The organism is Chryseobacterium binzhouense, from assembly GCF_007474545.1.
In the GTDB taxonomy this organism is placed as follows: domain Bacteria; phylum Bacteroidota; class Bacteroidia; order Flavobacteriales; family Weeksellaceae; genus Chryseobacterium; species Chryseobacterium binzhouense.
Map to the genome: position 1 here is coordinate 134,569 of NZ_VKOG01000004.1, position 16,528 is coordinate 151,096.

The window sequence follows — 16,528 nt, forward strand, 5'->3', positions numbered from 1 at the left end:
AAACATATCATAAAAAAAGATTTTGGGCAGCTATATTGGTTGTCCAAATTCTTTTATTTTATGTTTTATCTAAAATACAGACAGCAATTTCTTTTTTCGAAAACTTTTTTGAGTTTCAAAAAAAGATTCATCTTCTATTATTTGCCTGGCAGCCGTTTTCTATAGGAGATGCAATGTATGTTTCAGCCGGAATATTTATCCTTTTTTTATTCATTAAAATTTTAAAAAAAAGAACCCGAAGTAGCGCATTGCTGAAAATGCTGATTTTCATTAACTCATTTTATTTCATATATCAGATTTTCTGGGGAATGTTGTATTTTCAGACACCTTTAATCACGAGACTTCCTGAAACAGAAATTACCATTGATAAAAGAAAAAGACTTGCACTGGAATATCTTAAAAAGGCAAAAGCAACCCGGGAGCTTGTTCGGGAAGACCAAAACGGAGTTTTTATTTTAAATGATATTGCTGCGGTTCAAAATGAAATTTTAAGTAATCAAAATAAGCTTCCAGTGCTTATTACAGACAAAAAAAGTTACAATGTCAATTCTCTTAAGAGCAGTTTGTTCTCAGAATTCATGAGTTTTACGGGAATTTTGGGTTATTATAATCCATTCACGGCTGAAGCACAATATAACAACAATTTACCATCTTCTTACCTGCCCTTCACCATTTCACACGAAAGTTCACATCAAATGGGTTTTGCGCGTGAACAGGAAGCTAATTTTGTGGGATATTTAATTGGTGTATCTTCTCAGAATACAGATTTACGGTACAGCACAGAGTATTTCACTTTAAAAAGCCTTTTGAACTCAATCATTCAGGAAGACGAAGAATTTGTAAAATTTGTCTTGGATAATTATTCTGAAGGAATGAAGAGAGACAGAATGTATGAAAAGCAATTCGTCATGCAGCACCAGGGTCTGATGAATGATTTTTTTGGTTTTACCAACAATCTCTTTTTAAAAAGCAATCAGCAGGAAGGCTCGGTTACCTATTCTTATTTTGTTGATCTTTTAGTTCGTTATAAGAGCTTCAAATAAAAAAAGAATCGTATCAGGCGATACGATTCTAAAAACACAAATGATGAAAAAAAATTTATTACCTTGACTTGTTCCCTCATTCAAGGCGATGTAAAATTACAATTATTTTTCTAATTTCAAAACTCTTTGTGTAAAAATATGAACATTTTAAGAAAATTTTATGAGTTAAAATTTCATATTTTTCCCTCTTTTCTCTATACAATGATTTATAAAATTCATCATATCTAATATTGAAAGTAGTCTATAGAATTATCTTGACTAAACATATTAAAATAAATTCAAACTTAATAATTCCTGTAGATTTAAATTTTAACTTTTTTTATATTACAGCATTTGAATCTCTGCAATGAGCGATAAAAATTGATTATTAAGGAATAATAAAAATCTCCTACTTAAAAATATATCAATGTGAAACTGTTTTAAAATAATTATTCAAGTAAAATCTTAAATTCCAAAATCAATTGCAAATTGTAAGATAGTTCTGATTTCTCAAGTGAATTTTAACCAGAGCCTTAGACTTTAGCTCATAGTACATACTCTGATCGAATGCCTCAACCTCTTTAAGCTTGTAGTCAATAAAATCTGCAATTTTTGTTACTGAATGATAAAATGTTGTGTACAAAGATATATCTACAGTGTTTCCTGATTTTGGCAAAAAAGCTTTTAGAAAAGGTAGCTTTTTTTGATGGTTGGTATAATCTATACAAAATCCGGTTTTTTCCGGCATTTCCAGGATTGTATGATGATTAATGTAATTAAGGATGTTTTCATTTTCTTTCACAATTTTATTTTTGCAGAAATAAAGATTAATTCGGTCTAAAATAATCTGCGCATACTCCATCATTGATATTATCTCTATTTCAGAAACAGGTTTAAATTTCATATCATAATGGCTAAAGGACAATCCAAAATTTTCATACTTTGGAAACGACAAACTACGTATTTCCAGTGCAGCATCCGTAACAAGCTTATCATCCAGAAAACTATAACAAACATATTCTTTATACATGTTCTTCATATAAAGAAGAAAGTCAGTTTCAGAGCTATTGATATTATTCTCAAACCATTTTTCAAGGTTATCGTAATAACTATTTTCAAAATCTTTAAAATTCAAATAAAAAGGCACTTTCATTGGTCAATATTTATTGTTAATGGTCATTTATTACCGTATTGTACTATTGCAACCAGAATTAATGATTCAATAGCTATATATTATTGAAGCAAATGTAAATGCGTAATGCGACAAAACTTGTCGTGTTTAAATTGAATATTGATTATTTTTTAAAGAATTTAAATTATTAGTTGGTAAGTATTTTGATTACTAAAATAACATCACATTGGGTTATGAGTTCTTTCTTTAAATATAAAACACAATATTATAATTATTAATTTCATTATCAAAACTCATAAAATTACCATTTACATATTATTTTAATAAAATTTAACAGTTATACAAAAATAATTATGTAAATTTGCATCACACTAAATATTAATATGAAACCTATTAAAATTCACAACTGCAATGAAAACAAAACTATTTACTTTAGGAATTTTATATTCTCTGATTGCCTGCACACATTCCGCAAAAGATGCAGATGCTAAAACAACTGTACAAACAGAAGTTAATACTAATGATGATGAAATTATAAGAGAAACCATTACTGATCGTCATGGTGAGCAAATGGAGATTATTAGAAATCAAACCAAGAACACCATAGTTATAAGACTGAACGGAACATCGTACGAGCTGTATAAAAATCAGGAAAACCCCGGTTATTCTACATCTGACAATAAATATCAATTTACAGAAAATAAAAAAGACGTTACATTTCTGAAAAAAGACGCAGATATGGTTTTGTTTCACGGAGAGAAATCTCCCAACAATGAAAAAATAGCTTCACAATAAAAAAAACGGTGCTTCCATAGCACCGTTTTTTTTAAAATCTATTTAAAGAAATTTCTTCATGTAAAGGAATGTCTTTTTCTATAAAATCGAATAACGCTTTTGAAAAATAGCAGCCGTTTAAAATACCTCTCGCTCCCAATCCGTTAAAAACATACAGATCATCAAGTTCAGGATGCTTTCCTATAATAGGACGGCGGTCTTTTACAGTAGGTCTAAAACCAAAATGTACCTCTTTAACATCAAATTCGTTATGATAAAATTCGGATAATCCATTTTTCAGCTGCTCAACGGCAGAGTCATCTATACTTTCGTGGAGCTGATCGCGATCATAAGTTCCTCCGTAAAAATAAAGTTCACTATTTAATTGAAACAGAAAATGCTTTTTCTTAATGGTTATATTGTGTTTAAGCGAGTGTGAAAGTTTCACCCTAATATGATGACCTTTATTAGGATTTACTGGAATATCAGAAAAATAAGGGTTTAATCTTACTCCCATTCCTTCACAAAATACAATATGCTTAAATTTAAATTCTTTATAAGTGTTTTCTAAGATATCTAAAATGTTATAATCAAAACATTCAGTAATAAAGTTATTATTGTGAGATAAGAAGTTTATCATTCCATGAAAAAAGCCTTCTACATTAAGTCTTGCAGATTGATTTACTTTCCCCGTGCTAAAATCATTTTTAACGGTATTTAAAGGAATGAATTTTTTATCAAGAAAGTTATTAAGATCGGTATGGTCAGACTTTTTCAGCCATAATTTTTGTTCGTTTTCATCATGGAAAATACGATGAATAGGTGCATCAATCAAATAGTTTTCTCCGGTATATTCAGCGATTTCACTTAGTGTTTTCCGTAGGAAATCAATCTGTTCCTGAGCTTTCCAAAAGGTAGTAAATTTTTTAAGCACAACAGGATTGATGATCCCTGCCGAAATTTGAGATGCACTTTTTTTATCTTCCGAATAAATAATAAATGATTTGTCATTCAAAATAAGCTGATGCGCAAAAAAGAGTGCCGCATAACCGTCACCAACAATAATATAATCTACATTTTGCATAATAAAAAAACCTGAGTAAAAGTACTCAGGTTTTTTATAAATATCAAGCGAAATTTTAGTAATTCCACATATCATTTTCCATTTGAAGAATCTGTTCTTTGATTCTTTCACTTTCAGCCAACTGCTCTTCAGAGTTTCTTGGAATATAATCTTTGATTTTACCATCACCAAGACCCGTTGAAGATTTATAAATAATTGAAGAGAATCTTCTCGCATTAATGATGTCATCAAAAGATAAATCTGCAGATGAATTAGCTCTGTTGAACACATAATTATTAGCTAAAATCTCTCTCGCTTTTGGATAGTATACCCAAAAAAGATCAATTAAATCATTTGCTCCCTCTAAAGGCATACCGTCCGGAGTAGTTCTACCAATCATTTGCGGATCTGGTCCCATAGCAGCAATACCCAACGGTCTGTACTTCATTTGACCATCTCTTTTATCAATGAACCACATGCCCATTATTTTTAAAACTTTAACTTTATCGGTAGTAGTCTCAAAAATATCCGTTAATTCTTTTTTCTCTTGTTCTGTAAGTTGTCTGCCACTATTAAGAATATTTACCGCTTCATCGTCAACCCTAACACTTGTTAACCTATCTTTAATTTGTTGCGGAGTAAGCCTTTGAACAAAATTTTCATCATCATAAACTTCTTCAATTTGTCCATTTAAAGCTGCATCCAACAAAGTTTTGTATAAAGATCTGGTATTCTTTGATAGCAATCCATTTGGATTATCATAATAGAAAGGTTGATTGATTTTGTCATTCATGTCAATAATCTCCCAAACCATTATACTTTTAAGAATATCTTTTTCGTCAACAAAACCATATTCTAATGGAGTTACTTTATTGCTTATCATTGTGTCGCCAACTTTCCTCATATTCTCATCCCTCATCTGTCTGAACTCTTCTGGAGAGGAAGCATTTAGAATAGTCTGAGAAAATGCAAACCCAGAAGCTAATATTAAAAAACTGCTAATATACTTTTTCATAACACTTTATATTTCTCTTAAACTATTGAATATTGATTAATACAGGTGAGATATTTGGAACAATCATATTACCTAATCCCGTTGCTTGAGCTTTAATTTCAAAAATGTAAACTCCATCACCTGGTCTAAGATTCTTGAATAATCCTGCTGCATTTTGAAGCGAATTACCTTGAACTAAAATTGATGCTCTGCCTGGAACCCTTACCATAAATGATGTTACATTAAATGAAACTGGGAAATCAAAATCAGGTATTACGGCTTGCAATTGTTGATTTTCAACAGATGTTGCAGGCATTGTCAAAGAATTCTTTCCTCTAATTTGACCTTGAGGCGGGGGAACATTCTTTATTCTATATTCAAAAACCTGAGAAATGCTTTTACCACTTGGGTCAGTTCCCGACAAAGTTAATTTTAAAACATTACCTGCTCCTGGTTTCACATCCCATTTACCATTACCTTTGCTTTTCACTACAGCTCCAGGAGCTGACAATGACAATTTAGAATTATCAGCACCCAAAATAGAACCAGATACTGGGTTATCAAGGTTTCTATACATCACATTCATTTTATCTGCAGATAGTAATAAACCTTGTTGCAGTTTTACTTCCTGTGGACCAGCAATTACATTATAAGTGTGCGTAAAAGGAAACTGCTGAGCTTTTCCAGAAGCATCTAACAAAGTAATTACTCCACCAATTTTCTTTTCACCAAGACCACCAGTGTTCAAAGGTAAATACCCTTTACCATTTTCCTGTCTGCTTACGCCACTCATACTGATTTTGTTGCTGTTGGAGTAATTACCCAACATTACAACAGCTTCTGCTTTTTTACCAACTATTACATCCGTAGGTGCAGAAACAATAGCTTCGTAGCTAGAAAATTTAATGCTTGCATCAACTTTTTCCTGAAGCATCATGGCTAAAGCATCAGACTGTACGTTTCTTGCATCATTCTGAATAATCTCCAAATTAGAGATTGCAGCTATTAATGGCTGATTGTAGAATTTATTTTGAAACCAAGTTTTTCCATTTGGAGATTTTCCGTTCGGATATTCTGCGATTAAAGATGTATTGGCTCTGTCAACCAACTTTTTCAACTGCTGATTTCCACCGAATTTAGTATTAATGTAATTTCTTACTTCATCCAGTTTTTTCTTCAATTCTAAAGCATTTGAAGAAGGAGTATTCTCATCACCTTCCTTAAAAAAATACTCAGTTGTTGCCTCATTGTTATTCAATGCTGCAAAGTTTTCCTGAACATCAATTTCTTTTCCTGTTACAGGATTTTTATCTACAAATTCAGATTGCTTTTTTAATTTTCTTTTAACATCTTCAGCATAACCTACCAAATCATCAATCTTTACTTTTAAAATCTTATAATCCTCCCAAGGCTGTGCATAAGTATCTGGAACCTGCTGAGCTTTTGCTTCTAAGGTTTTTTCAAAGATATCCTTATTCTTTTGCTCTGTAAGAGATCTTGTTTCATTTAATGCTTTTGTAGAATCATAATATGACCTAATGATTTCAACGTCAATATTTAGGGCCATCATTGCGATGAACACCAAATACATTAGGTTGATCATCTTCTGACGTGGAGTCTGTTTTCCTTTTGCCATTCTCTTTTCTTTAGTTTTGTTTAATTAATGGTTCAGGATTATGACTTCATAGCAGTTAACATACCACCGTAAACTCTGTTTAAATTGTTTAAGTTAGCTGTTAAACCTTGTAATTCTTGATTAAACTTCTCAGACTGTTCTGCAGATTTCTGCATATCTGCTACGTATTGTTTAGCAAATTCTGCTTGTCTCTGACCGTTTTCCAACTGCATTGCATAAAGAGCATTCATACTTTCCATATGCTGAGCAGCTTTATTTAACTGATCATTATATTTATGAGTAGAAGCAGATACATCAACAGTCTGGTTGATCTGATCTACAGAGTTTGAAAACTTATCAATACCTGTTCTTAATCTGTCGAACAACTGCACATCAAGTTTTGCATCCTGAAGCATTTTATCCAACTTGTTTGAAAGAGAGTTTTCTAATTCTGCAAACTGAGCATTAGCACTTTTTGCACTGATATTTGAGTGTAAAGGATTTGGATTTGCATGCTTATCCAACAATTCAGGATAAACGTTTTCCCAAGCATAAGACTCTTCGTTTTTTGGAGGGTCAAAAGCAAAGATGATGAAAATAATTGCCTCAGTGATCAATCCTACTGTAAGAGCAATGTTTCCATTGATAGGTCCCAAGGTAATGTGAGTAATTTTAAGCCAAGCTCCAAGAATTACAATTGCAGCACCGAATGAATAAAAGAAGTTCATCCAAGCATCTTTAGTCTTAAACATATAAGTTAGTTTTTTTTAGTTTTAAAATAAATTGATATAAATAATTTAAGCAAAATATTATCTGTTAACTCTTTTTGCTTTAACAGATGCTTCAGGAATATCCTGCACTGTTCTGAATCCGATATAACTTCTTGCAGAATCTTTGTGCTCCCAGTCTCTTGCACCAGTCATCAACATATATCCTACATCTTTCCAAGAACCACCTCTTACAGACTTTTTATTGTCTGATTTGTCTTTAATAGAAGGGTTAAGAGTTGAAGAAAATCCGTAAGCAGAATTATTGTATCCGGAAACAGTCCATTCAGAAACATTCCCTGCCATATCAAATAATCCGAAAGCATTTTTTCTGAATTTTTTTACAGGAGCCGTGTAAGTATACGTTCCTTTTTTCTCATCTTCCATGTAGCTACCTCTTTTTGGTTTAAAGTTTGCTAAATAACAACCTCTATCATCCATTAAATAAGGTCCTCCCCATGGATAAGTAGCATTCTGCTTTCCACCTCTTGCAGCATATTCCCATTCCATTTCATTAGGAAGACGGAACTGCAATGGTCTTTGCTTTCTTCTTTTAAGGCTTTCATTATAATCAGACTTTAATTTAGATCTGAAATTACAGTAAGCTCTTGCCTGATCCCAGGTAACTCCTACTACAGGATAATCTTTGTAAGCCTTGTGCCAGAAATACTGCTCAAATAAAGGCTCGTTATAAGTAAAATGGAAATCGTTTACCCAAACAGTTGTATCAGGATAAATTGCAATACTTTCACTTCTAAGGAAATTGATTCCTCTTTCGTTATCAGCGATTGCAGCATCCATATCACCCCACTTATATGTATATTTTAATTTGCTAACATCAATGATTCTTTCATTACCTACTCTTGATGAAGCCGGCAAATACATAGACTCAAGTACTTCTGCATATTCTACATCAGGATATTTTGAAGTATTCCAATGCAATGGGATTTTCCAGTCTAATCTTTTGCTATCATCAAATCCATCTCTTCCTCCTGCTCCTTCAAGATACTCCTGATAAGGTGTTAAATCATCTTCTTTTTTAGCAAGATATGCATAGTCACCAATGCTGGTACCTCTGCCTCTTCCACTACCGTCACCACCTTCTCCTGCAGCTTCTGCAAGCATGGTTCTGGCAATAGAATCTCTTACATAATTAATAAAAACCCTGTATTCCGCATTTGTAGTTTCTGCCTCATCCATAAAGAAAGGAGCAACAGTTACAGTTTTCAAGGGTGCAGTTTCACCATTGTTGGTAAATGATTCATCAGCCATACCCGCAATAAAAGAACCGCCAGGAATTGCCACCATACCATAAGGTCTTTCCGCAACAAATGATTTTGTTTTTTCTCTAGGTATCAATTCTCCTTTTGTTCCTGGTTTTCCTACCGAAGAAGTTCCACCACCTGAACAAGATACCGATGCTACCGACGCAGACAATAATAAAAGAAATATCCTTTTCATGTTAATTTTTATAATTAAGCCGTAAATATATAATTTTTTTAAGAAACTTTTAAGATTTTTTTTAGAATAACGAAAAAAATCTGAACTTATTTTATTTGCAAGTACTTTTTATTCTACTGTAACCGATTTTGCAAGATTTCTTGGCTGGTCAACATTTGCTCCTCTGTACACTGCTATATAATAAGCCAATAACTGTAACGGAACTGATGCAACGATTGGTGAGAAACACTCTGAGGTTTCCGGAATTTCAATTACATAGTCTGCCATTGCACTTACCTGCTGATCTCCTTTATTTACTACAGCGATTACTTTTCCTTTTCTGGCTTTAATTTCCTGAACATTGCTTACAATCTTATCATAATGTCCTTTTTTAGGAGCAATAATTACAATTGGCATATTCTCATCTATTAAAGCAATAGGACCATGTTTCATTTCCGCAGCCGGATACCCTTCTGCATGAATGTAAGAAATTTCTTTAAGCTTCAAAGCTCCTTCTAATGCTGCAGGATAATTATATCCTCTTCCCAAATAAAGGAAATTGGATGCATTAATAAAATCTTTAGCGATATTTTGTGTAAGCTCGTGTGTTGCATCCAGAACTTCTTCAATTTTTTTAGGAATAGCATCAAGTTCAGAGATAAGACTCATAAATTCTGCATTGCCTAAGTTTCCGTTGTGTTTTCCTAGCTTCAGTGCTATTAAAGACAAAATAGTAAGCTGAGCAGTAAACGCTTTAGTAGAAGCAACTCCGATTTCCGGACCTGCGTGAGTATAAGAACCTGCATCTGTAATTCTTGCAATAGAAGAATCAACAACATTACAGATACCGTAGATGAAAGCTCCTTTTTCTTTAGCTAATTTAAGAGCAGCCATTGTATCTGCCGTTTCTCCGGACTGAGAAATAGCTATTACCACATCTTTATCTGTGATAATTGGATTTCTGTACCTAAATTCTGAAGCATATTCTACTTCAACAGGAATTCTTGCAAATTCTTCAATCAGATACTCACCAATAAGACCTGCATGCCAAGAAGTACCACATGCAATGATAATAATTCTGTTTGCATTTTTGAATTTCTCCAAATGATCCCAGATTCCTGCCATTTTAATGATTCCTTCATTCACAAGAAGCCTTCCTCTCATGGTGTCATGGATTGATTTAGCCTGTTCGAAAATTTCTTTCAGCATAAAATGTTCGTAACCACCTTTTTCTATCTGCTCCAAATTAAGTTTAAGTTCCTGAATTTCCGGAGTAATTTTTGAATTCTCAACAATCGTGCGGATATCAACTCCTCCTTCAAGAGAAATTGTTGCCATGTGTCCTTCTTCAAGATAAATGGCTTCTTTTGTAAATTCAACAAAAGGAGATGCATCAGAAGCAATAAAGAATTCGTTTTCACCGATCCCTATTGCTAATGGAGAACCTAATCTTGCTACAACCAATAACCCAGGATAATCATCATGCATTACTGTAATAGCATACGCACCGTACACTTCATTTAATGCATACCGTACTGCCGTTGGAAAATCGGTTTCGGAATTGACATCCATAAAATACTGAATCAGGTTGACCAACACTTCGGTATCTGTTTCAGATTTAAAATTAAAACCTTTATCAATAAGCATTGTTTTAATAGTATCATAATTTTCAATAATACCATTATGTACAATCGCTAATTTTCCGTTATTTGAAATATGAGGATGTGAATTACGGTCACTCGGCACACCATGTGTCGCCCATCTTGTATGCCCCATTCCTACTTTAGCAGTTCCTTTAAGTTGATTTGAAATCGTAACCAAATCATCAACTTTACCTTTAGTTTTCTCGACACTAAACTTACTGTCTTTATTTTCTAAAACAATTCCTGCACTGTCATATCCTCTGTATTCTAATCTTCTAAGACCATTGATAACAATATCATAAGCATCCTGAAAACCTGTATAACCAACTATTCCACACATAATTTTATCAAGCGTATTTTTTATTATTTTGTACCGTAAGTAACTCTTAACTGAATTTTATTTGTATTTGAAGGATCAGAACCTACAAATACAGCTCTTGCCATAGAAAATGGTCTTGAAGTATATTTATATCCTGCAAGACTTCCTGCACTGGTACTTAAAAACTGAGCCAAATCTATTTTAAAATATTTATCACTATAATCTTTTCCGGATTCTACAATATCTTTTACAGACTGTGTAACTGTAAAATCATAATAAGCAGGGTTTTTATCCAAATCGTAAACTCTTATAGGAAGGAAAGTGGATGCACTTCCTAAAACAGAGTAATCTGTAGTAAATGCAGTCGTTTCCTTTCCAGCGGAATCTTTATCTCTTTGAAGAATTGTAAATACAGTAGGTTTAGGGTATTTATTAGACCAGACAGAAGCATCTGTATAAAGCCTTATTTTTGCAGTAATAATTGCCGCTTTGTTGGTTTTATATAATTCCTTAAGCTGATTAATTGTAGAAGCAGGAAATTTCACTCCGATAGAATTTCCTCCCATGCCTTGAGCATACAGTTTCAGATCTCCGTTCACTGAATTTCCGAGTGCATAAGTCTGAATTGCAGCTCCCGCTCTACTATATTCATAATAACCTGTATGAACATTAGCACTGCCTAAAGCAAAATTATATTTAGACTGAGGTCTGGTTGTTATACCATTTTCGACTTTTTCGTTCTTATAGTACATAATGAGTTCTATATCATTTGGTGTAAACTGAAACAAATACCCGTCGCTTTCTGCTACCGAAACTCTTAAACCTCTAAAATGTCTGATAAAATTAGCTGCATCTTTCAGCTCCATCTGACCTTTTTTATCAATAATCTTCTGCTTGAAAAAATCTGCACTAAGAGGTATTCTTATACCAACCGGCGTTCTTAGAATTTCAGTATTATCAGCATCTTTGGTAATTACTACAGAATTTACATCTCCGAAAATTTCTTTTGATCCCAAAATATTGGCTTCATCAACTGCAAATTTTTTGTTGGAATAAACAGCATCATTCACTCCATTCATAAACTCTGTTACTTCGTGAACCTTAAGCGTAAGTTTACCACCGTTTAATTTTGCTTTTCCGAATTTAGTAATAGGAAAATTATTCACCACCTTTTTTGCTGCAACATTTCCGTCGGGATAGACGTAGTCTTCATTAGTTGTTGTTTTAATAGAATCTATAGCATAGGTAGGTTTAATCACCATCACAACAGAATCTACTGTTGGGTTGGTTCCAAAATCCGGATCATAAGATGGGAGTCTTAACTGGGTAAAGTAGGTTGCCTTCTGCATCCCAAACTGATTTTCTGTAAAAGCTCCCAAAACCGCTGTAGAAGAGGTTGCCGCATTACTCCCAAAAAGATTGACAAATGTATTGGCATCCGCTCTTATGGTATCACTATTACTAATATTGTATGCTATAACATCAAACGAAGACTCAGTTCCGTTGGCTGCACCATCCAAAAAAAGCTGTTCGCCCAAAGAATCCGGATCGGGCTCACAATTATAAAGTATAACACTTCCTAAAACCATCATCGAAAGAATGGTGAAAGTTTTTTTTAAATTATAAATCATCAAAATGTATATTAATATAGTTTACTGATAGAATCTACGTCCAGATATTCTGACTTAGACGCAGAAGTTTCATTAAATGCTTTATCAAGTTCTCCATTTAAAAACTCATCCCCTTTTACTACTTCATCAACATAGTTCATGCTTTCAATGACAAAACTTTCAAAGCTTGGATTATCTAACGCTTTTAAACCTGAAATATTATCAAACTGAAGCTTTTCACCAACGTTAGAAGCCAAAGGAGCATCTTTCTCATTGTATAAAGAAAGAACTATTTTGGCATCTTTAAAGTAAGAATCAGATTGGTAATAAGTCTTAAGATAAATTGGAACAAAAGAAGACATCCATCCGTTCAGATGGATCACATCAGGAACCCAGTTGAGTTTTTTAATCGTTTCAATTACTCCTCTTGCAAAGAAGATAGCGCGCTCATCATTATCCTCAAAAGCTCTTCCTTCGTCATCAAAATAATATTGCTTTCTTTTAAAATATTCTTCATTATCAATAAAATAAACCTGAAGCCGTTCTCCAGGCAGAGAAGCTACTTTTATAATAAGAGGCTGATCAAGATCATTGATAATAATATTCATTCCGGAGAGGCGGATCACCTCATGAAGCTGAAATTTCCTTTCACTTATCTGTCCAAATCTTGGCATAAAAACTCTTACATCATTGCCTTCTTGGTGCATTTTAAGTGCCATTTTGTTTACCACCGCTGCTAAATTTGTATCTTCCTGATAAGGGTACATCTCTGTGGTAATGTACAGTATTTTCTGATTGGGCATATAATCTTTATATAATTTAAATAACGCTTTAATTCGCAAAATTACGAAAAAACATTCAACATTATGGTAATTAACATTTTTTTACGATAGTTGTGAACAATATTATAATAAAGTAAAAATGAATCTCCCAATATTTAGTATTTTTGAAATATATAATGATAAACATGGAAATTCTAAAAAATAAGAAGGTACTGCAGGATTTTATAGAAAGACAGAAAGAAATGGGCAAGAGAATTGGCTTCGCACCCACAATGGGAGCTTTGCACGAAGGGCATCTTTCACTATACAAAGCCGCCAGACAGGAAAACGATCTGGTAATCTCCTCTATATTTGTAAATCCCACACAATTCAACAATTCTGAAGATCTGGAAAAATACCCTCGTGACACCCAAAAAGATCTGGATATTCTCGAAAAATCCGGATTGGTAGATGCTGTTTATCTTCCACAGGTAGAGGATATCTATCCTAAAAAAACCGAAAGCAGAAAATATAACTATGACGGTCTTGAAGATGAAATGGAAGGCAAATCACGACCGGGACATTTTGACGGTGTAGGCACAGTAGTAGAAGAGCTGTTTAATCAGGTAAAACCAAATAACGCTTATTTTGGTGAAAAAGATTTTCAGCAGTTGGCTATTATTAAGAAAATGACAGAAAAAAAACAATTGCCGATAAGAATTATAGGAGTACCTATCTACAGAGCAGAAAACGGACTTGCTTTAAGCTCCAGAAACCAGCGACTGACAGAAGAAAGACGAAACGACTCCAAGATCATCTATGAAAGTCTCTTAAAAGCGAAAGACTGGTTTAAAACTTTAGCCATTTCGGATATAAAAGAAAAAGTAGGCACAATTTTTGAGAATAAGCACAACATGGAGTTAGAATATTTCCTTATCGCAGACGAACAAACACTGAAAGAAGCTGACCAAAAAGAAAACGGAAGTTCTTACCGTGCGTTTATTGTAGTAAATGTAGACGGAGTAAGACTTATTGATAATATGCATTTGGAGTAAAAAATCAAAGGCTTCCTATGGGAAGCCTTTGAACACCAAATCACAAAATATTAATATGAAAAAAATTTACTTTTCAGTAAACTTGTGACCCGGCTGGGATTCGAACCCAGGACCCATACATTAAAAGTGTATTGCTCTACCAGCTGAGCTACCGAGTCGGTCATCAAATTAATTGCGATAAATATAAAAATTTATTTCAGAATTACCAGCAATTTTTTCAATATTTTTTTTGCAGTGCCTGCGACTGGACTCGAACCAGCACATCCTTAGGAAACCACCCCCTCAAGATGGCGTGTCTACCAATTTCACCACGCAGGCTAAAAAACACATTATCTATGCGAATTTTCCCTTAGTGACCCGGCTGGGATTCGAACCCAGGACCCATACATTAAAAGTGTATTGCTCTACCAGCTGAGCTACCGAGTCGGCCACTTATTATCAAGTTTTCACTATAAATAATGTCCCTTGTTTTTAGTGGTGCAAAGATAGGACTTTTTTCATTATCTCAAAACTTTTTCGCAAATTTGTTTAAAATAAATTCATGATAATTTCACTACTCGGATACATGGGGAGCGGCAAATCTCACATTTCCAAAATATTAAGCGACGAAATAAATTACAAATTAATTGATCTTGATAAAGAGATTTCCAAACGTCAAAAGCTTACCATTCCGGAAATTTTCGAAAAAAAAGGCGAAATCTACTTTAGGAAGCTGGAAAGAGAAGTTTTGGAAGAAATCCTTGCAACAAGGGAAAACACTGTTTTGAGTCTTGGTGGAGGAACTCCTGCTTATTACAATAATATGGAGATCATCAACCATAATTCTAAAAGCATCTTTCTTATGACATCTGTGCCTATTCTATCTGAAAGACTTTCAAAACAAAAAGAAAAAAGACCGCTTATTGCTAAAATACCTGACGAAGACTTACCAGAATTTATTGCCAAACACCTGTTCGAAAGAAATGCTTTTTATTCTAAAGCACAATTCAGCATTAAAACCGATCAAAAAACTCCTGAAAATATTATCCGGGAAATTATAGAAAAGCTCTATCTCTAGAGCTTTAATCTTCGTCTTTATCATTATTATCGGTTTCACCAAAGAAATCGTCCCAATCGGTAAAATCTGAAGACAAATCACCTTCAACGTAATCATCCATATCACGTCTGTCTTTTTTGGTAGGTCTTCCTTCTCCGCGGTTACGGTAGTAATCCTGACTTAGCTTACGCATTTTAAGCAGTTCAAGCTGTTCTTTATCAGTCACGTCTTTTATGTGCAGGGAAACCAGCTTGGCTCCAATCCTGCTTTTGGGAATCTGAATTACTTTTATTTTATAATCAATTTGGTTTTTACGAATTTTAATAACATCCCCTTCCTTCACTTCTTTTGAAGATTTTACTGCAGAGGTTCCGATCGAAACTCTGTTCTTTTTAATTTCTTCTGCAGCAATTGATCTGGTCTTATAAAAACGAATGCTCCACAAAAATTTATCTATTCTCATAATTTTTTATACTTTTGCCGTTATATTATTTGTAAAGTAATTAAAGTTTTTTGAAATGAAAAAAATATTTTTATATATCCTTGCAGGATCTCTTTGCTTCACTGCTTGTAAAAAGGATGATGAAGTGGAGAGATTTGTAGAGCCTGAAGACATCAATGTGAGAAATGCCTATGATGAGCAAGCAATTATGAAGTTTATGGAGAATAATTATCTCGACAGTCAGGGAAATATAAAAGCATTCAGTGCAACAGATGCTGCAGATGATAATGAAAAAAAACTTTCTGAACTGAATCCTGTAAAACTTCCTTCCGGCGTAATCTACATTAAAAGACAAGGAGCACAGCCTGACCCGGGAGCTGCAATCAATACTGATTCCAGTTCAAATACGGCAAGTCTTATTAAAACCATGATGAGAGCCAACTATTACGTAGCTACTGATACAGATGGAAATGTTTCTTTAAGCTATTACGGTGCACTTGTAAATACTATTGACGGTAATGCCTCACCTGTAACCGATCCTAGATTTTACTATGTGAAAAAATCTGTTTTAGACGGTGCTTCGACAGATGCAGCAAAACAAAGAAGTTACTACGAAATAGAAGGATTACAGGAAGGTCTTTCGTATTTTAATGGTTTTCAGGGAATGGGAAATGAAGCCAATTACAATCTTCAGGGTGTTATTATTGTACCTTCTAAAGCAGCTTTTGCAAGAGACAATAATTTTTATGGTCTTCAGAATGCCACTTTTATATTTAATTTTCAGATTTACGATACAAAAGTAAGACCTGCGGATCAGCAATAAATAATTTTGTAATAAAAAAACAAAGCGCATCA

The 16,528-nt window shown here is 33.6% G+C and carries 15 protein-coding genes and 3 tRNA genes; 5 read left to right on the forward strand and 13 right to left on the reverse strand.

Annotated features, from left to right (window positions below):
* The first annotated feature begins 35 nt into the window (after nucleotides 1-35).
* Nucleotides 36-1,043 (forward strand): DUF3810 domain-containing protein, encoded by a 1,008-nt coding sequence (locus FNE73_RS11405; protein WP_228430083.1) that lies wholly within the window; start codon nucleotides 36-38, stop codon nucleotides 1,041-1,043.
* A 457-nt stretch (nucleotides 1,044-1,500) separates the two neighbouring features.
* On the opposite strand, the gene FNE73_RS11410 is transcribed toward FNE73_RS11405, so the two are convergent.
* Nucleotides 1,501-2,175: a hypothetical protein gene (locus FNE73_RS11410; RefSeq protein ID WP_143884735.1), complete on the reverse strand. Its 675-nt coding sequence runs from the start codon at nucleotides 2,173-2,175 to the stop codon at nucleotides 1,501-1,503.
* A 390-nt stretch (nucleotides 2,176-2,565) separates the two neighbouring features.
* Between FNE73_RS11410 and FNE73_RS11415 the strand changes: the two genes are divergently transcribed.
* Nucleotides 2,566-2,949: a hypothetical protein gene (locus tag FNE73_RS11415; RefSeq protein WP_143884736.1), complete on the forward strand. Its 384-nt coding sequence runs from the start codon at nucleotides 2,566-2,568 to the stop codon at nucleotides 2,947-2,949.
* A gap of 31 nt (nucleotides 2,950-2,980) precedes the next feature.
* Here FNE73_RS11415 and FNE73_RS11420 read toward each other — a convergent pair whose 3' ends face one another.
* The 8 genes from FNE73_RS11420 to FNE73_RS11455 form a co-directional block, all read right to left on the reverse strand.
* Nucleotides 2,981-4,012 carry an NAD(P)/FAD-dependent oxidoreductase gene (locus FNE73_RS11420; RefSeq protein ID WP_143884970.1) on the reverse strand — a complete coding sequence of 344 codons (1,032 nt, stop codon included), beginning with the start codon at nucleotides 4,010-4,012 and terminating at the stop codon, nucleotides 2,981-2,983.
* Between the two features lie 55 nt (nucleotides 4,013-4,067).
* Complete coding sequence (porN, locus tag FNE73_RS11425) at nucleotides 4,068-5,006, reverse strand: type IX secretion system ring subunit PorN/GldN (RefSeq protein WP_143884737.1); 939 nt, start codon at nucleotides 5,004-5,006, stop codon at nucleotides 4,068-4,070.
* Nucleotides 5,007-5,028: 22 nt separating this feature from the next.
* The gene (porM, locus tag FNE73_RS11430) at nucleotides 5,029-6,621 is read right to left on the reverse strand and encodes a type IX secretion system motor protein PorM/GldM (RefSeq protein WP_143884738.1); all 1,593 of its coding nucleotides are present in this window, start codon (nucleotides 6,619-6,621) and stop codon (nucleotides 5,029-5,031) included.
* 38 nt (nucleotides 6,622-6,659) lie between these two features.
* Nucleotides 6,660-7,352, reverse strand: a complete 693-nt coding sequence (porL, locus tag FNE73_RS11435; protein WP_143884739.1) for a type IX secretion system motor protein PorL/GldL — start codon at nucleotides 7,350-7,352, stop codon at nucleotides 6,660-6,662.
* 57 nt (nucleotides 7,353-7,409) lie between these two features.
* Nucleotides 7,410-8,828 (reverse strand): T9SS ring complex lipoprotein PorK/GldK, encoded by a 1,419-nt coding sequence (gene porK, locus FNE73_RS11440; RefSeq protein WP_143884740.1) that lies wholly within the window; start codon nucleotides 8,826-8,828, stop codon nucleotides 7,410-7,412.
* A gap of 108 nt (nucleotides 8,829-8,936) precedes the next feature.
* The gene (gene glmS, locus FNE73_RS11445) at nucleotides 8,937-10,790 is read right to left on the reverse strand and encodes a glutamine--fructose-6-phosphate transaminase (isomerizing) (protein WP_143884741.1); all 1,854 of its coding nucleotides are present in this window, start codon (nucleotides 10,788-10,790) and stop codon (nucleotides 8,937-8,939) included.
* 23 nt (nucleotides 10,791-10,813) lie between these two features.
* The gene (locus FNE73_RS11450; protein WP_228430063.1) at nucleotides 10,814-12,400 is read right to left on the reverse strand and encodes a DUF4270 family protein; all 1,587 of its coding nucleotides are present in this window, start codon (nucleotides 12,398-12,400) and stop codon (nucleotides 10,814-10,816) included.
* Between the two features lie 11 nt (nucleotides 12,401-12,411).
* Complete coding sequence (locus FNE73_RS11455; RefSeq protein ID WP_143884742.1) at nucleotides 12,412-13,182, reverse strand: glycogen/starch synthase; 771 nt, start codon at nucleotides 13,180-13,182, stop codon at nucleotides 12,412-12,414.
* Nucleotides 13,183-13,346: 164 nt separating this feature from the next.
* Here FNE73_RS11455 and panC point away from each other — a divergent pair, with 164 nt between their 5' ends.
* Entirely contained in the window at nucleotides 13,347-14,195 is an 849-nt protein-coding gene (gene panC / locus FNE73_RS11460) for a pantoate--beta-alanine ligase (protein WP_143884743.1), read from the forward strand.
* Between the two features lie 85 nt (nucleotides 14,196-14,280).
* On the opposite strand, the gene FNE73_RS11465 is transcribed toward panC, so the two are convergent.
* The 3 genes from FNE73_RS11465 to FNE73_RS11475 form a co-directional block, all read right to left on the reverse strand.
* Nucleotides 14,281-14,353 (reverse strand) — tRNA-Lys (locus tag FNE73_RS11465).
* A 77-nt stretch (nucleotides 14,354-14,430) separates the two neighbouring features.
* Nucleotides 14,431-14,513: transfer RNA gene (locus FNE73_RS11470), tRNA-Leu, on the reverse strand.
* A 35-nt stretch (nucleotides 14,514-14,548) separates the two neighbouring features.
* Nucleotides 14,549-14,621 (reverse strand) — tRNA-Lys (locus tag FNE73_RS11475).
* 115 nt (nucleotides 14,622-14,736) lie between these two features.
* Between FNE73_RS11475 and FNE73_RS11480 the strand changes: the two genes are divergently transcribed.
* Nucleotides 14,737-15,252: a shikimate kinase gene (locus FNE73_RS11480; RefSeq protein ID WP_143884744.1), complete on the forward strand. Its 516-nt coding sequence runs from the start codon at nucleotides 14,737-14,739 to the stop codon at nucleotides 15,250-15,252.
* Nucleotides 15,253-15,256: 4 nt separating this feature from the next.
* On the opposite strand, the gene FNE73_RS11485 is transcribed toward FNE73_RS11480, so the two are convergent.
* Complete coding sequence (locus tag FNE73_RS11485; RefSeq protein WP_143884745.1) at nucleotides 15,257-15,694, reverse strand: RNA-binding S4 domain-containing protein; 438 nt, start codon at nucleotides 15,692-15,694, stop codon at nucleotides 15,257-15,259.
* Between the two features lie 55 nt (nucleotides 15,695-15,749).
* On the opposite strand from FNE73_RS11485, the gene FNE73_RS11490 reads away from it, so the two are divergent.
* The gene (locus tag FNE73_RS11490; protein ID WP_143884746.1) at nucleotides 15,750-16,496 is read left to right on the forward strand and encodes a hypothetical protein; all 747 of its coding nucleotides are present in this window, start codon (nucleotides 15,750-15,752) and stop codon (nucleotides 16,494-16,496) included.
* Nucleotides 16,497-16,528: the final 32 nt, after the last annotated feature.

Coding starts and splice junctions, on each gene's coding strand:
- FNE73_RS11420 (WP_143884970.1), bottom strand. CDS start 4,012: ATGCAAAATGTAGATTATATTATTGTTGGTGACGGTTATGCGGCACTC.
- porM (WP_143884738.1), bottom strand. CDS start 6,621: ATGGCAAAAGGAAAACAGACTCCACGTCAGAAGATGATCAACCTAATG.
- porN (WP_143884737.1), bottom strand. CDS start 5,006: ATGAAAAAGTATATTAGCAGTTTTTTAATATTAGCTTCTGGGTTTGCA.
- porL (WP_143884739.1), bottom strand. CDS start 7,352: ATGTTTAAGACTAAAGATGCTTGGATGAACTTCTTTTATTCATTCGGT.
- FNE73_RS11490 (WP_143884746.1), top strand. CDS start 15,750: ATGAAAAAAATATTTTTATATATCCTTGCAGGATCTCTTTGCTTCACT.
- FNE73_RS11415 (WP_143884736.1), top strand. CDS start 2,566: ATGAAAACAAAACTATTTACTTTAGGAATTTTATATTCTCTGATTGCC.
- FNE73_RS11450 (WP_228430063.1), bottom strand. CDS start 12,400: ATGATTTATAATTTAAAAAAAACTTTCACCATTCTTTCGATGATGGTT.
- glmS (WP_143884741.1), bottom strand. CDS start 10,790: ATGTGTGGAATAGTTGGTTATACAGGTTTTCAGGATGCTTATGATATT.
- porK (WP_143884740.1), bottom strand. CDS start 8,828: ATGAAAAGGATATTTCTTTTATTATTGTCTGCGTCGGTAGCATCGGTA.
- FNE73_RS11410 (WP_143884735.1), bottom strand. CDS start 2,175: ATGAAAGTGCCTTTTTATTTGAATTTTAAAGATTTTGAAAATAGTTAT.
- FNE73_RS11485 (WP_143884745.1), bottom strand. CDS start 15,694: ATGAGAATAGATAAATTTTTGTGGAGCATTCGTTTTTATAAGACCAGA.
- panC (WP_143884743.1), top strand. CDS start 13,347: ATGGAAATTCTAAAAAATAAGAAGGTACTGCAGGATTTTATAGAAAGA.
- FNE73_RS11480 (WP_143884744.1), top strand. CDS start 14,737: ATGATAATTTCACTACTCGGATACATGGGGAGCGGCAAATCTCACATT.
- FNE73_RS11455 (WP_143884742.1), bottom strand. CDS start 13,182: ATGCCCAATCAGAAAATACTGTACATTACCACAGAGATGTACCCTTAT.